This is a genomic window from Streptomyces sp. RKND-216, from assembly GCF_004795255.1.
GTDB classification, from domain to species: Bacteria; Actinomycetota; Actinomycetes; order Streptomycetales; family Streptomycetaceae; genus Streptomyces; species Streptomyces hazeniae.
The window spans coordinates 3,558,410-3,572,389 of record NZ_SSBQ01000002.1 but is presented as its reverse complement, the minus strand read 5'-3'; the positions used below and the strand labels follow the sequence as shown (position 1 = coordinate 3,572,389).

At 70.8% G+C, this 13,980-nt stretch carries 13 protein-coding genes and 1 pseudogene; 5 read left to right on the top strand and 9 right to left on the bottom strand.

Features of this window, described 5'->3' with window-relative positions; genetic code table 11:
- Positions 1–2: 2 nt before the first annotated feature.
- Positions 3–671, top strand: a complete 669-nt coding sequence (locus E4198_RS15950) for a class I SAM-dependent methyltransferase (RefSeq protein WP_136183748.1) — start codon at positions 3–5, stop codon at positions 669–671.
- A 36-nt stretch (positions 672–707) separates the two neighbouring features.
- Complete coding sequence (locus tag E4198_RS15945) at positions 708–923, top strand: DUF397 domain-containing protein (RefSeq protein WP_247597706.1); 216 nt, start codon at positions 708–710, stop codon at positions 921–923.
- A 323-nt stretch (positions 924–1,246) separates the two neighbouring features.
- Here E4198_RS15945 and E4198_RS15940 read toward each other — a convergent pair whose 3' ends face one another.
- Positions 1,247–2,575: a nitric oxide synthase oxygenase gene (locus E4198_RS15940; protein WP_136183746.1), complete on the bottom strand. Its 1,329-nt coding sequence runs from the start codon at positions 2,573–2,575 to the stop codon at positions 1,247–1,249.
- A gap of 149 nt (positions 2,576–2,724) precedes the next feature.
- Between E4198_RS15940 and E4198_RS25815 the strand changes: the two genes are divergently transcribed.
- Entirely contained in the window at positions 2,725–3,048 is a 324-nt protein-coding gene (locus tag E4198_RS25815) for a DUF397 domain-containing protein (RefSeq protein ID WP_136183745.1), read from the top strand.
- A pseudogene (locus E4198_RS25510) lies at positions 3,036–3,140 on the top strand (GNAT family N-acetyltransferase); the annotation flags it as partial. The gene E4198_RS25815 and the pseudogene E4198_RS25510, both read left to right, overlap by 13 nt.
- A gap of 18 nt (positions 3,141–3,158) precedes the next feature.
- On the opposite strand, the gene E4198_RS15925 reads toward E4198_RS25510, so the two are convergent.
- The 8 genes from E4198_RS15925 to E4198_RS15900 all read right to left on the bottom strand — a co-directional run bounded on the left by E4198_RS15925 (position 3,159) and on the right by E4198_RS15900 (position 12,872).
- Positions 3,159–3,449, bottom strand: coding sequence for a hypothetical protein (locus tag E4198_RS15925; protein WP_136183744.1), 291 nt, complete (start codon positions 3,447–3,449; stop codon positions 3,159–3,161).
- 1 nt (position 3,450) lies between these two features.
- Complete coding sequence (locus tag E4198_RS15920) at positions 3,451–8,025, bottom strand: HYD1 signature containing ADP-ribosyltransferase family protein (RefSeq protein WP_136183743.1); 4,575 nt, start codon at positions 8,023–8,025, stop codon at positions 3,451–3,453.
- A gap of 193 nt (positions 8,026–8,218) precedes the next feature.
- Complete coding sequence (locus E4198_RS25505) at positions 8,219–8,389, bottom strand: LuxR C-terminal-related transcriptional regulator (RefSeq protein WP_247597705.1); 171 nt, start codon at positions 8,387–8,389, stop codon at positions 8,219–8,221.
- Complete coding sequence (locus E4198_RS25500; RefSeq protein ID WP_247597704.1) at positions 8,362–8,655, bottom strand: hypothetical protein; 294 nt, start codon at positions 8,653–8,655, stop codon at positions 8,362–8,364. Before E4198_RS25500 ends, E4198_RS25505 begins: the two co-directional genes overlap by 28 nt.
- Positions 8,656–8,868: 213 nt before the next feature.
- Positions 8,869–9,216, bottom strand: coding sequence for a hypothetical protein (locus E4198_RS25495; protein ID WP_247597703.1), 348 nt, complete (start codon positions 9,214–9,216; stop codon positions 8,869–8,871).
- Between the two features lie 178 nt (positions 9,217–9,394).
- Entirely contained in the window at positions 9,395–10,279 is an 885-nt protein-coding gene (locus E4198_RS15910) for an SDR family oxidoreductase (RefSeq protein ID WP_136183742.1), read from the bottom strand.
- Positions 10,276–11,310 carry an alpha/beta hydrolase gene (locus E4198_RS15905; RefSeq protein WP_136183741.1) on the bottom strand — a complete coding sequence of 345 codons (1,035 nt, stop codon included), beginning with the start codon at positions 11,308–11,310 and terminating at the stop codon, positions 10,276–10,278. The genes E4198_RS15910 and E4198_RS15905 overlap by 4 nt, the downstream gene beginning before the upstream one ends.
- A complete protein-coding gene (locus tag E4198_RS15900; protein WP_136183740.1) occupies positions 11,307–12,872 on the bottom strand; it encodes an NAD(P)/FAD-dependent oxidoreductase in 1,566 nt (521 codons plus the stop codon). Before E4198_RS15900 ends, E4198_RS15905 begins: the two co-directional genes overlap by 4 nt.
- Positions 12,873–13,149: 277 nt before the next feature.
- On the opposite strand from E4198_RS15900, the gene E4198_RS15895 reads away from it, so the two are divergent.
- Positions 13,150–13,971, top strand: coding sequence for a MerR family transcriptional regulator (locus E4198_RS15895; protein WP_136185416.1), 822 nt, complete (start codon positions 13,150–13,152; stop codon positions 13,969–13,971).
- Positions 13,972–13,980: the final 9 nt, after the last annotated feature.

Sequence of the window (13,980 nt, the reverse complement as noted above, 5' to 3'; positions counted from 1 at the left end):
GGATGGGCGCACACCACATCGACCGCCCGGCAGACCTCGACCTGGTCCGCGAATCCTATGACCGGGTGGCCGACAACTACGCCCACATGGTGCTCACGACAGGAATCGGCGACATCCGCCGCCATCCCTGGCTCAAGGCATCCATCGACGCCTTCGCCGACACCGTGGGCGGTCTCGGACCCGTACTGGACGTCGGCTGCGGGCCCGGCACCGTGACGGCCTACCTCGCCGAACGCGGACTCGACGCGTCCGGCGTCGACCTGTCACCCCGCATGATCGAGAACGCCCGTCGCCTCTACCCGCAGTGCCGCTTCGGCGTCGCCTCCGCCACCGACCTCGCCCTCGAACCGGCTTCCCTCGGCGGCGTACTCGGGTGGTGGTCCCTCTTCAACCTCCCCCGCGACGTCCTCCCCCAGGTCCTCGCCCACTTCTCTCGCGCCCTCAAGCCCGGCGGCCACCTCCTCACCGCCACCCACGTCGGCGACGAAGACGCGGCGCGCACCGAAGCGTACGGAGGCGTGCCCGTTCGCTGGACGACGTACAAGTGGCAGCCGGAACAGCTCACGGCCCTGCTCGAACGGGCCGGCCTCCGGCCGGTCGCCGAACTCCGCCTCCCCGCCGACGAACACACCGGCCCCGGCGTCGTCCTCATGGCGCAGCGCCCCACCTGAGCCCGACCGTCCGCGACCTCGTGAAGGATGTCCCCGATGCGTGACCCCCGCAGCGCCGACCTCGTGCCGAACCTCCACTGGCGCAAGTCGAGCTACAGCAACCAGGACGGCGGCAACTGCGTCGAGGTCGCCGACGGCCACCCCACGCACACCCCCGTCCGCGACTCCAAGTCCCCCGCCACAGGTACCCTCCTCTTCCCCGCCCCCGCCTGGCAGGCGTTCCTCACCACCCTCCGCCGACAAACCGTGTGACACCGATGACGACGTTCCGCTTGGTGCTGGCGACGGGAACCGGCGCACGAGGAGATCGAGCAGGAGTACCCACGGCGAGACGAGTTCAGATCAGCACCTCGGACACCATCTGTGGCGCCCCGTCTGGATCGTGAACATGATCCGCGACGGGGAGCAAGAACCTCGGGGAGCCGTCGCGTTCATCGACGCGGTGTCCGGCGAACTGGTGGAGCGCCGTTCCTGAGGACCGTCGCCCTACCCACCGGCCGGATCTTTGGTTCGGCTGCCACACCCCACCTTCCTCTCCGTCCAGGTGGCGAGAACGGCGACTGACGTCGAGGGGATCAGTGCCCGAAGGGGCACTCGCCTCGGCTGCGGGCGCGCGCGGAGGGGTCGAGGTAGAAGTTGGGCCGGAGATCGCCCTCGTCGTAGTAGCGGTGGAAGACAGGGGTGACGCCGCCGGAGAGCGGCGGGACGATCCAGCTCCAGTCGGTGGGGACCGTGCGTCCCTGGCGCTCCTCCTTGGCGAGGTGGGTCAGGAAGCGCTGGGACTCCGTGTGGTGGTCGGTGATCTTCACCCCGGCGGTCTCGAAGGAGTGCAGCACCGCGACGTTGATCTCGACGAGCGCCCGGTCCTTCCACAGGGAGGACTCCTTGCGGGTGTCCAGACCCATCTCCCGCGCGACCACGGGCAGCAGGTCGTACCGGTCGGCGTCGACGAAGTTGCGGGCCCCGATCTCGGTGCCCATGTACCAGCCGTTGAAGGGAGCGAGACCGTAGTCCACTCCGCCGACCCGCATCCGCATGTGGGAGATGGCCGGCACCGCGTACCACCGCAGGCCGAGTCGGGCGAACCACGGGTAGTCGGGGTGCGAGAGCGGTATCTCCAGCACCACCTCGCGCGGCACGTCGAACATCTGGGGCTTGTCGTCGGGTGTGTCGATCACCAGCGGCAGCAGGTCGTGCGTGGTGCCCTGGGGCTGCCAGCCCATGCGGCGCAGCTGTTCGGTGAACGCGGTGTAGCCCGGGTCCCCGTCGACGCCCCCGTCCCAACGGCGGTGCCCCGCGTAGCGCACAAGCTGGTCGTTCCACACGCGCGGCCCCGGCCGGCCAGGGGCGTCCGGGGCGAAGACGGAGATCACCGGGCGCACGCGGCCGCCGTTGGCCGCCAGTCGCAGGTGCTCGCACAGCTCGGCGAAAATGTGATCCGGTGCCGTGACGTGGCGCAGGTCGCGGACCTGGAGACTGTTCCAGTAGAGGCGACCTATGCAGCGGGCCGAGTTGCGCCAGGCGACGCGTGCGCCGAAGGCCAGCTCCTCGAAGGTGTGGGCGTAGGTGCCGGTGCTCTCCACCTCCGCGCGGATCTGGTAGAGCCTGCGGGCGAACGTCACGGGCTGATCGGGCTGCTCGGTGTAGAAGAGGCGGAGGAAGTCCTCGGCCTCCGCCCTGTCCACCACTCCCGTCCCCTCGGCACCGGTGTGCGGGGCCGTCCCGGCCTGTCCGCCGCCGGGATTCGCGGGCCGGTCGCCGTGGCCACCGCCCGCGAAGCCGCCTCCGGGGAAGCCGCCTTCGGCATGCCCCCAGGAGGCGGGCGCAGCCGCGACCGGGGGAGCCTCCCACCCGGAGGGAAGGCGCTGCGCGGGAAAGCCTCTGAAAGGGGGGTCGGCGTGCATGCTGCTCCTCGCGGACGGATCTCGGCTCCCGCCCCGCCGGTGGCCGACGGAAGCGTGCCGCACCACGCTAACGGCTGGCCCGCGGCCTCCAAGGCCCTGACCGCGAATGGGGCGCGGCCGGGCACGCAGAAGTCCGGAAACATCCGCCGGTGTCCGAGGAAGCACCGGCGGAACGGACCGCCGGCGGCGACGCCAACTGCGTAGGGGTCGCCACCGGCCACCCCACCCACATCCCCGTCCGCGACTCCAAGTCCCCCACAGCGGGAACACTCCTCTTCCCGCCCACCGCGTGGCACACCTTCCTCACCGCTCTCCGCTGGCCCAAGAGCCCGATCCACCGAAGGGCGACCACCACGTACCAGGGCCCGGTCGACGGGAAGGCTTCGCAAAGCTCTGCGGCCTGTCTGCCGCTGGCAGAATCTCAGGTGAACCCGGCACACCCCGTGGATAGAGTCTTGCGATGCCCGAGCTGAAACGGCTTCATGCTGACCATGCCCGGGCGGTCTTGGCGTTCAAGCTGGCGAACCGCTTCTACTTCGCTGCCTCGGTCCCCGGCCGCGGCGACACAGAAGCCGGTGCGAGCTCACAAGGCACTCCGACCCCACCGGGCTTTCAACCAAACCACTTGAAACTCATCGAATGAGATGGTGAAGGCCGAAAAATCCGGCTGCGCCTTAACGTCTTCGATCCGGCCTACCGGGATCTCACTTAGTCCGACTTCACCCGATTCATGCTGAGCATCAGCTTTTACGAGCCGCCCGTCTCGGAACCTCTGAACCTTTCTGACCTCATAGCCATCTTCCCCGATCTCACTGTAGAAGGTGGTCGGCTCCTCTTGGAAGTCGTGCTTCCACTCGACCTTCCAGTAATCCACGTCAGTTCTTCCCATGCTGGAGAATGCGTCCACTCAAGTCTAGCGCCCCCTGCCCAGGCGCCACAAAGACATCCGGCCTGTCAACGGAACGCAGAAGCTCAAGCCCTCGGACATCGACCTCGATGAAGTGTGTGAACTTCTGCCCCGCCCATGGCACGCGCAGGAAAGCGTACGACAACTGGCCGGCGGTCTTCGTGTGAGGCTCGATGTCAGAAAGATACTGACCATCGCCGAATCGAGCATCCTTGGGGTTGTGCTCCTTGGTGGAAGCCCACAGCTCTTCGCTACCGACTATGCCTTCGTATCCCTTCTCATTCGTGTAGTGGAAGAGCGAACCGATCTCGTCACCGGACACCTGCTCAGTCTCGTCACAACTCATGAGACCAAGAGGATCGGTTCGTGCATACGGGTTGTGAGGGTAAGTCGCAGCATTGGGCGACGGCCAAAGGCCGAGCGGGTCTCGAGCCGTATAGCGGGCGGTGTCGGGGTCGTAGTGGCGGAAGTAGTTGTAGTGGAGGCCGGTTTCCGGGTCGGCGTACTGGCCGGGGAAGCGGAGCGGGGTGTACGCCGTGGCGTCGGCGTTCCACGTGGTGGTGCCCCACAGGGTGGAGCGGGTGTGCCAGGCGATGCCACCGGTCTCGTCGACCAACTCCGTCGGGGTGCCGACCAGGTCGGTGACGATGGCGAAGAAGCGTGAGTCGACCTGCTCCTGCGTGAGGTGCTTGCGCTCGTACTGGGTCAGCGGCCGGTGACCTTCGTGGTCCCAGGTCAGGGTGACCCCGGTGGTGGAGTCGTACTGTTCGGCGAGGCGCGTGCCGTCCCACGTGAAGTGGACGGTCTCGGCCGGCTCGCCGTCCGGCCCGAGGCGGTGCTTGGCGGTGCGGCGGCCCAGTGGGTCGTAGGTGTAGGTCCAGCGGGTGCCGTCCGGCGTGGTGCACGCGGTGAGGCGGTCTTCGGCGTCCCAGTGGTAGCGCCAGGTGTCGGGCTTCCTGGACAGACGGGTCTTCTGCCGCAGGGTCATGCGGCCGGCGTCGTCGTGCTCGTACCGCACGCCGCCTGCGGAGACGATGCGCGTGCCCTCGTAGTTGCGCTCCCCGCGTGCCGCGGTCCGGCCGGCCTGGTCGGGCCACTCGGCTTGCGTCTGGTTGCCGGCCCGGTCGTAGGCGTAGGTCTCGGACCAGCCGTCCGCGGTAACGGTGAGCGGGCGGCCGACGGGGTCCAGGTCCATGTGCTGGACGGCGCCGGTGACCTCGTCGGTGACGGAAGTGAGGTGGCTGTCGGCCCGGTAGGAGTAGTGGCGGGCCCGCTGCGGGCGGGTGTCGGCCACGAGCTCCTGGCGTATGAGCCGGCCCAGCGGGTCCCATCCGCTGTGGAGGGTGACGGAGTCACCGAAGGCCCGCTCGGTCTCCCGGCCCAGCGCGTCGTGCGCGAAGGCGAGCGTGTGCCCGTCCGCCGACAGCGAGGTGCGGTTGCCCGCGAGGTCGTGGGTGAAGGTGCTGACCGCGCCGGTGGGCGTGGTCCGCGTCGCGCGGCGCCCGAGCCGGTCGTAGGTGTAGTGGGTGGTGCGGCCGTCGACCGTCTCGGCCACGAGCCGTCCGACCGGGTCGTAGCGGAGGTCCAGCGTGGACGCGGGCGAGGAGACGTGCAGAAGATGGCCCGCCTCGTCGTACGTGTAGCGGGTCTCCGCCTCCCCGACGGACTTGGTGACCGTACGCCCCACGGCGTCGTGGGTGTAGGTGAAGGTGTCGCCGAGAGGTGTGGTGCGCGCGATCAGACGCCCGGCGGCGTCGTGGTCGTAGGAGACCTGCCGACCGTCGAAGTCGGACTCCGCGACGAGGTTGCCCGCACGGTCGTAGGTGTAGTCCCAGGTGAGGCCGTAGGGGTTCGTGACCTGCGTCAGCCGCAGCTCGGTGTCGTACGCGAAGGCGTAGCTCGCTCCATCGGGCGTGGCACGGCTGACGAGTTGGTCGAAGTGTGTGTAGGTGAAGGCGGAACGGCCGCCGGCCGGGTCGGTGTGGGTCAGGCAGTTGCCCTCGCCGTCCCAGGTCCAGGTCTCCTCCGTGCCGTCCGGGGCGATGCGCCGCGAGGGTTTGCCCTCGACCGTCCATTCCATGCGTGTGGTCGCGCCCGTCGCATCCGTGACGGCGACCGGGCGGCCGAAGGCGTCGCGCACGCAGACGGTTTCGGCTCCGAGAGGGTCGGTGAGGGTCAGCGGGAGACCCGCCGGGTTGCTGGTGACGCGCGTCTCGGCGCCGAGGGCGTCGGTGATCGCGTTGACAGCCCCGGCGGAGTCGTGCGTGAACCGCGTGGTCGCGCCGTCGGGCGCGGTCACGGCTGTGCGGTTGCCGCGTCCGTCGTACTCCTGGCGCCACACCGCACCGCCCGGGGCGGTGACCTCCGTGGGGAGGTGGAGACGGTTGTACTCCGTGGTGACGCGCGTGCCGTCGGGGCGGTCGACGGCCGTGAGGTTGTCCGCGTCGTCGTAGGTGAAGGTCGTCGTGTTGCCGAGCGGGTCGGTGCGGGAGATCAGGTTGTCGTGCCGGTCCCACTCGCTGTGGACAGTGTGGCCCAGGGGGTCCGTCTCGGCGACGACCTGACCCAGGTGGTTCAGGTGGTAGGTGGTGACGGCGCCCGTGGAATCCGTGTAGCGGGTGGTGCGGTTCTCTGCGTCGTAGTGCACCTGGGAGGAGAGAAAGCCCTCCGGGCCGACGGTCCGGGCCACCCGGCCGCGCTCGTCGTAGACGTACTGGTAGGTGGAGTCGTTGCGGTCGGTCCACGACGTGATGCGGTGCTGGTCGTCATAGCCGAAGCGCAGTGGCAGGCCGGAGGAGTTGACGACGTCGGTGAGGTTGCGGTCGCCGTCGTAGCCGTACCGCATGACCTGCGTCGGGCCGTCCGGGGTGCGCAGCGCGATGCCGCCGACGAGGCCGTCCTCGCACGACACCTCGACGTGGTAGCCCGCGTCGTGCCGCACGGCCGTCGGCGTGCCGTCGTCGTCGCGGTCGATGCTGATGCCATTGCCGTTGCGGTCCTCGATCTCGGTCAGCCACCACACGCCGTCCGTCTCGGGCGCGGGCAGGAAACGGCGGGTCAGGCCGGTACGCGGGTCGGTCACCGCCAGGTCCCAGGCGCTGGAGCCCTGCACGCAGGTCAGCGAAATGCGGCGGCCCTCGCGCGGCAGAACCTGCTCTCCGATCAGGTCGGGAGCATGGTCGTACTGCAGGGAGGAGCCGTCGACCCGGTGCCACCAGAGCTGCCCTCGCTCGCCGGTGAGTTCGAGGCGTTCATCGAGCGAGGAAGCCCAGGACGGGCCGAAGAAGCGCCCGTGGGCGTAACCGGAGAGGTGGGTGCGCTCGATCGCCAGGGGCAGCACGCCGGGCAGGACCAGGTCGGTCTGCGACTGGAGCATCTGTCCCGTCGCCATGTCGATCGGGTCGCCGTTCTTGCACTTCGCCTCGTCGGGGCGCGCCTTCTGGGACAGCTCCGGGGAGGGTGGCTTGCCGTTCGTGCCGGGGACGTTGCGACCCTGGGGACGCATGGGGGTGACGCCGCCGGGGCTCCTGCCGTCGGCCTTGGGGTCGATCGCCTTGAGGGAGTCGGCGACGTTCTGCTCGTTGCGCTTGTGGTTGCGCGACATCGCGGTGATGCCGTTGGGCACGTCGTCCTTGACGTGCTTGATGACCTTCTTCGCCGCCTTCTCGGTGCCGCTGAACGCTCCGCTCAGCATCGACTCGAAGACCTGGGTGAAGGGGTCCCGCCCCTTCGTGCGGCCGAACGCGTTCTGCGCCCGCCGCAGCGAGGCGAGGGAGTTGCTGTCCAGGTCCTTGGCGTGACCGGACATCTTCTTCGCGCCGTTGTCGAACTCGTCGGTGTCGATCTTCATGCGGCCACCGCCACCGCCGGAACCGCCCGAGCCGGCCGAGTTGAGGTTCATCCCCGACGGGCCGCCCTCCTCACCTCCGCCACCCGAGTCCGCGCCTCCGCCTCCGCCGGGCGGCAGCGCGATCGCGTCCTCCGCGATGTCGAGGATCATGTCCTCCGTCATCGCCGTCAGCTTGTTCGTGACCGGTTCGGTCACCTCCGCGATCAGCCGGTCGACGATCTCCTCCTGCGCCTCCCTGATCAGGCGCCGGATCAGCTCCCGCATCGCCGCCATCTGCGCCGCGCCGATGAACGCCGACAGACCGCCCGTGACGAACGCCAGCCCCACCGAGATACCGAGCGAGGCGGCCATGTACCCCAGCTCGATCTCCGCCTTGCGTTTCAGCCCTTCGATGATCACCGCGACCGTGTCGCAGGCCGTCGCGAACAACCGGGCCACCGCGGGCACTTGATCGAGATGTGAGGACTTGACCTTCCCCCAGTGGTCCTGGAGCGAGTCCACCGCCCAGCCCTCGCTGGAGGACAGCACCCGGCTGACCGCCTGATGCGCGTCACCGCCGTGGGTCTCGAAGCGGTCGGCGAACTCCCGCAGGGCGTCCGCCATCTCGCGGTAGTCGTCCTCGTCGACATTCGGGAAGTTGATCCCGATGAACTCGAGAATCTCGTCCACCCAGTCGGGCAGCGTGTAGCCCATCCCCCGTCAACTCCCCCCAGAGCCCGCGTACATGCGGTCAACGTGTACGCGGCAACGATACCCAGAGGTTCACCCGCGGCGACCACCCAATTACGGCCAAGGGAGAGCGTGAGCAGCTGGACCGACCTGCACCACCTCCTGTGGAACCCCGTGCTCTGACCGGGCCGCGCCGGAGACGGCCGGCGCCGGGCGGCTACGGCTTGACCCAGCCCCTGCCCGCCGCCAGCACGCCCGCCTCGAAGCGGCTGCGGGCGCCCAGGCGCTGCATCAGCTCCGCGGTGATGCGCCGGGTGGTGCGCACGGACACTCCGAGCTGCCGTGCGACGGCCTCGTCGGTCATCCCCTCGGTGAGCAGGTCGAGCACCGCCCGCTCCTGGGGGTCGGCGGATCGCCGTCCCGGCCTCCGCCGCGCGTCCGGGGCAGGGTGAACGGGCCGGCCTGCCGCCACATCTGGCCGAAGAGCGCCAGCAGCGCCGCGACCGCGCCGGTGCCGTGCAGCACGAGGGCGCCGCGGTCGGCCGCCGCCGGGTCGACCGGCACGAGCGCCGTGGCCCTGTCGTAGAGCAGCGTCGGCGTCGGCAGCCGCGGCACGGTACGTGCCAGGCCGCCCCGTTCGCCCAGCCACGTCACGTACTCCCGGACGTCGGGGCGGTTGCGGCAGTCGTCGAGGAAGACGTACCGCAGCCGTACGCCGCGCTCCAGGGCCGCCGCATCCAGCGGCCGGGCCGCCGCGAGGTACCGCTCCTGCTGCTCGCCTCCGGTGACGAAGGCCGCGATCTCGGTGACGCAGGTTCCGGCCAGGCACTCGATCCGGGACTGGATGCGGTCCGGGGAGGTGAGCTTCTACACCTCGGTGGCGGTGTGGGGGTCGCCGGTGGCGCGGAGATCGGCGAGCATGCGGTGCACGGCGACTCTGCTGATGCTGATCTGCCGCTGGTGCTCCAGGAGTTCGGCCTCCTGGTTCATCAGCAGGGAGGTGAGCCCGATTTCCGGGTCGACGGCCCGTCCCGCGCCGCCGTCCGGTGACGGACGGAGCAGGGCCAGGGCGGCCAGCCGGTCCAGCGCCGCCAGGACGCGTCCGTCGGCCCAGCCCAGTTGCTCCGCGAGGCCCGCCGGGCCCTTGCCCTGACCGCCGAGCATCGCGCGGTAGACCGTCTCCTCGTCGGGTCCGAGGCCCAGCTGACCCAGCATGCGTCACTCCCCCGGGGCGGCCTTCGAGCCGCACGGCCCAATCCCTCGATGCGAAGGGACCGTTGTGGGCCCACACCTTACTGGAAGGCGCCGTTCCGGCTCGGCCTCGTGAACGCCTCACCGCCCCCACCTGTGCCTGCGGCCCCCGCCCGAAGGCGGGGGCGCGGGCACGAGCAGGTCAGGACGAGGTGCGGGCGTTCTCGTCGGCCTGTCCGCCCGCGCCGACGAGACCGCGATGCGTGCCGCCCGCCGCGAGGCGCGGCTCGAAGCGGCGCATCTCCCGGCGCCCGACGGTCCCGATGAGGCCGGGCAGGTAGCCCCGGATGCTCTGCATGCCGCGCAGCCACCACTGCGCGTAGACGTGCGCGGAGCGGCGTTCGATGCCCGCCACGATGCGGTCGACGGCCGGGCCCAGGGGGTAGGTCTTGTTGGACGGCCACGGCAGCCGCTGCCGCAACTCACGCATCACGTCGTCCTCGTCGGCGCCGCGCACCATGTCGGTGTCGGTCCAGCTCAGGTAGCCGACGCCGACGCGCACGCCCTTGTGGCCGACCTCGGCGCGCAGCGCGTGCGCGAACGCCTCGACGCCCGACTTGGACGCGCAGTACGCCGTCATCATCGGCGCCGGGGTGAGGGCGGCCAGCGAGGCTACCTGGAGGAAGTAGCCGCGGGACGCGGCAAGCAGCGGCAGGAAGGCGCGGCCGGTGACGGCGCCGCCGATGAGGTTGACCTCGATGACGCGCCGCCAGGCGTCCGGGTCGGAGTCCATGAACGGACCGCCGGCGGCGACGCCCGCGTTGGCGACGGTGACGTCGACCTTGCCGAAGCGCTCCTCCACCTCCCCGGCGACCCGGGCCATGGCGACGTGGTCGGTGACGTCGGCCTCCCACCAGTCGGAGTCGACGTCCAGCGACTCGCTGACTTTCTTGAGCTCGTCCGGTTCGAGGCCGATCAGGGCGAGCCGGGCGCCGCGGGCGGCGAGTTTGCGGGCCAGCAGGGCGCCGATGCCCCGGGCGGCCCCGGTGACGACGACGACCTGGCCCTCCATGCTCCGGCGGCTCATGCGCTCTCCTCCTCGATCTGCTGCTGCGGCGGGGCAGGGGTGTTCGCGGTCCCGGGCACGGTCTCGGCCGCGGTCTCGGCGGCCGGGCGTGGGCCGGGGACGCGGGCGGACGGTTCGCCGGACGCGACCGGCGCGAGGTGGTCGCGTACCAGGGCGGCGAGAACACCGGCCACCGCGTCCGGGTCCTCGACCGGTGTCATGTGGCCGCGGCCCGGCAGCTCGGTGAGCCCGGTGCACTGCGGCAGGGCGTCGGCGATGCGGCGGCCGTGCACGGGCGGGGTGAGGCGGTCGGAGCCGCCGGAGACGACGGCGGTCGGCACGTTCAGCCGGGCGAGGTCCGCCTCGACGTCGAGGGTGTCCAGCACGTGCGACCAGGCCGCGCGCACCTTGCGGGGGCAGGCGTGCACGAGTCGGGCGCACGCCTCGACCTGCTCGGGTGTCGAAGCGGCGCCCATGGTGCCGTGCTTGACGAGTCTGCGGGAGACCGGCGTGACCGGTCCGAGCGGGGCGCCGGTGCCGAGCAGCCTGCGGTGCAGGAAGGTGCGGAGGCGTCCCGCCGGCAGCGGCAGCACCCGGGACTCGGCCACCAGCCGGGACGGGCCGGTGTTGCACAGCAGCACGGCGGCCGCGCGCTCCCCGAGACGGGGTCGGCCGGCGGCGGCCATGAGCGTCATGGCACCCATGGAATGGCCGCCGACGACGGCCCGTTCGCCGGGGCCGAGCACGGTGTCGAGCACCGCACACAGGTCGTCGGCGAGCGTACCGGTGCTGTACACGGACGGGTCGGCGGGGGCCGAACGACCGTGGCCACGCTGGTCGTAGACGACGACACGGTGCCCCTCGGCCGTGAGCGACCGGACGACAGGCGACCAGAAGGCGGTGCTGCACGTCCAGCCGTGGGCGAGGACGACGGCGGGGCCGTCGGCCGGGCCGTGGTCCTCGACGTGCAGGACGGCACCGTCCGCGGAGGTCGCCCGCAGGGTGCGCCGGGGAGCCGGGGGCGCGTACCGAAGGGTCGTAGCGGCGGTCACGAGGCCTCCTTCAGTGCGACGTCGGCGGTCTCGGCGTTCTCCGCGACCGCTCCGGCCTCCTCTGCGGGCTGCGCGACGGACGGCCGGACGCGCAGCACCTCGTACTCGTTGAGGTCGATCCGCCGCGTCACCTTGCGGAACTCGCCCGTGGTGCCCGGCCAGACGGTGGTGTTGCGGCCGTTGGCGTCCAGGTACCAGCTGTCGCAGCCGCCGGTGTTCCAGACCGTGCGCTTCATCCGGTCCTGGATGTGCCGGTTCCAGGCGTGCACGGCGGAGGGCCGGGCGTCCAGGGCGACCTTGCCGCCGAGGGTGTCGAGCTGCCGGAGGTAGTCGACCATGTAGTTCAGCTGGGCCTCGATGATGAGGATCATCGAGCTGTTGCCGAGACCGGTGTTGGGGCCGATGACGGTCATGAAGTTGGGGAAACCGGCGGCCGACGCGCCGCGCAGGGCCTCCATGCCGCCGGTCCACTCCTCCGCGAGGGTGGTGCCGTTCGCGCCCTTGATGCGCTGGGCGATGGGCATGTCGGTGACGTGGAAGCCGGTGCCGAAGACGACGGCATCGGCCTCGGTCTCGGTGCCGTCGGAGGCGACCAGGGTGTTGCCGCGCACCTCCTTCAGCCCGGCCGGCACCACGTCGACGTTCGGCTGGGCGAGGGCCGGATACCAGCTGTTGGACAGCAGGATGCGCTTGCAGCCGATCCGGTAGTCCGGGGTCAGCAGGCGCAGCGTCTCCGGGTCCTTGATCGTCTTCTTCATGTGCGCGGCGGCGAGCTTCTCGATCAGCCCGAGCCGGCCCGGGTGCTTGGTGAACGCGCCGACCTGCAACTCGCGGACGAACCACAGCAGTTGCCGGCGCGCCGCGCGAGTGGCGGGGAGCTTGGTGTGCAGCCATCGCTCCGGACCGCTGATCTCCCGGTCCATGCGCGGCATCACCCAGGGGGCCGTGCGCTGGAAGACGGTGACGCGGTCGACGGTGGGCTGGATCGCCGGAACGATCTGGATCGCCGAGGCGCCGGTGCCGATCATGGCGACACGTTTGCCGCGCAGGTCGTAGTCGTGGTCCCACTGCGCGGAGTGGAAGACCTTGCGCTCGAAGCCGTCGAGGCCGGGGATGTCCGGGATCTTGGGGTCGGAGAGCGGGCCGGTGGCGGAGACCACGAAGTCCGCGGTCAGGGTGCCCCGGGAGGTCTCGACGACCCAGTGCAGCGCGTCGGTGTCCCACGTCATCTGCTCCACCTCGTGCCGGAAGCGGATGTGGGGACGAAGGCCGAAGGTGTCGGTGACGCGCTCCAGATAGGCACGGATGTGCTGCTGACCGGAGAAGTTGCGCGGCCACTCAGGGTTGGGCGCGAAGGAGAAGGAGTAGAGGTGGGACGGCACGTCGCAGGCGCATCCCGGGTAGCTGTTGTCGCGCCACGTCCCGCCGACCGCGTCGCGGCGCTCCAGGACGACGAAGTCCGTGATCCCGGCGCGGCGGAGGCGTACGGCAGCCCCCAAGCCACCGAATCCGGATCCGATCACCGCCACCCGTACGTGCTCGTGCTCGCGCTCGGCTGCCATTGCGCCGCCTCCTACAGGTCTGTCGGCCACAGCTGGAGCTGTCCCTGCCACGACTGATTCACTCATTCGAGATCGCGCCAGTAATCACTGGCACTGTCCGGGAGAGTAGGGCAGTTCCGTACTGATGGGTAGGGGGCGCGGGCAGAAAAGTTACCGGCGGTTACGCACGGGGTGCCGGGCCCTCCGGGACGCGCGCACGGGGTGGCGGCGACCGGGCCCGGCATAGGGTGGGCGTGTGGGGAACCCAGAGCACCGGGCGGCACCCCCGCACCCGGAGGTGCCGCCGGACGAGAAGCACGAGTACCGGGCGGCCGACCTCGCCCGCGCCGCCGGAATCACCCAGCGCACCCTGCGCTTCTACCGCGAGCGCCGGCTGCTGCCGCCGCCGCGGCGCGAAGGCCGCATCGCCTGGTACGACGAACACCACCTCGCGCGCCTGCGCACCATCGCCACGCTCCTCGCCCGCGGCCACACCCTGGGCGGCATCGCCGACCTCATCGACGCCTTCGAGCAGGGCCGCACCAGCAGCTCCACCGCACGACTCCTCGGCATGGACTCGCTGTTGACCAGCACCTTCTCCGACGAGACGCCGGTACGCCTCACCCCGGAGGACCTGGCCGACCACTTCGGCAGCGACGTCACCGCCGAGGATCTGGCGGCCTCCCTGGAGATCGGCTACGTCTCCGTCGAGGGCGACGAGATCGTGCACGTCAGCCGCCGGCTGCTGGACGCCTCCGCCGCCCTCGTGCGCGAAGGTGTGCCGCTGTCGGCCGTGCTGGCCGCCGGGCGCCGGCTGCGCGAGGAGGTCGACGCCGTCTCCGAGGTGTTCAGCGAGATGCTGCGGCGCTACATCCTCCCCGGCGACCTCACCGCCGCCGACGCCGAACGCGTCACGCTCACCCTGGCGCGGCTGAGCCCCATCGCCAAGCAGGTCGTCGAGGCCGAACTGGGCCTCGCCCTGGACCGCCGCGTCCGCGCCGAGGCGGAGACGTGGTTCGCCGCCGCCGGACAGCGAGAAGACGGCCCGGCAGGTGACGCACCGGCCCGGGACGGGACGCATCGGGACGGGAAGCCCCGGGACGGGACGTCCGGGAAATGACGGCCGACG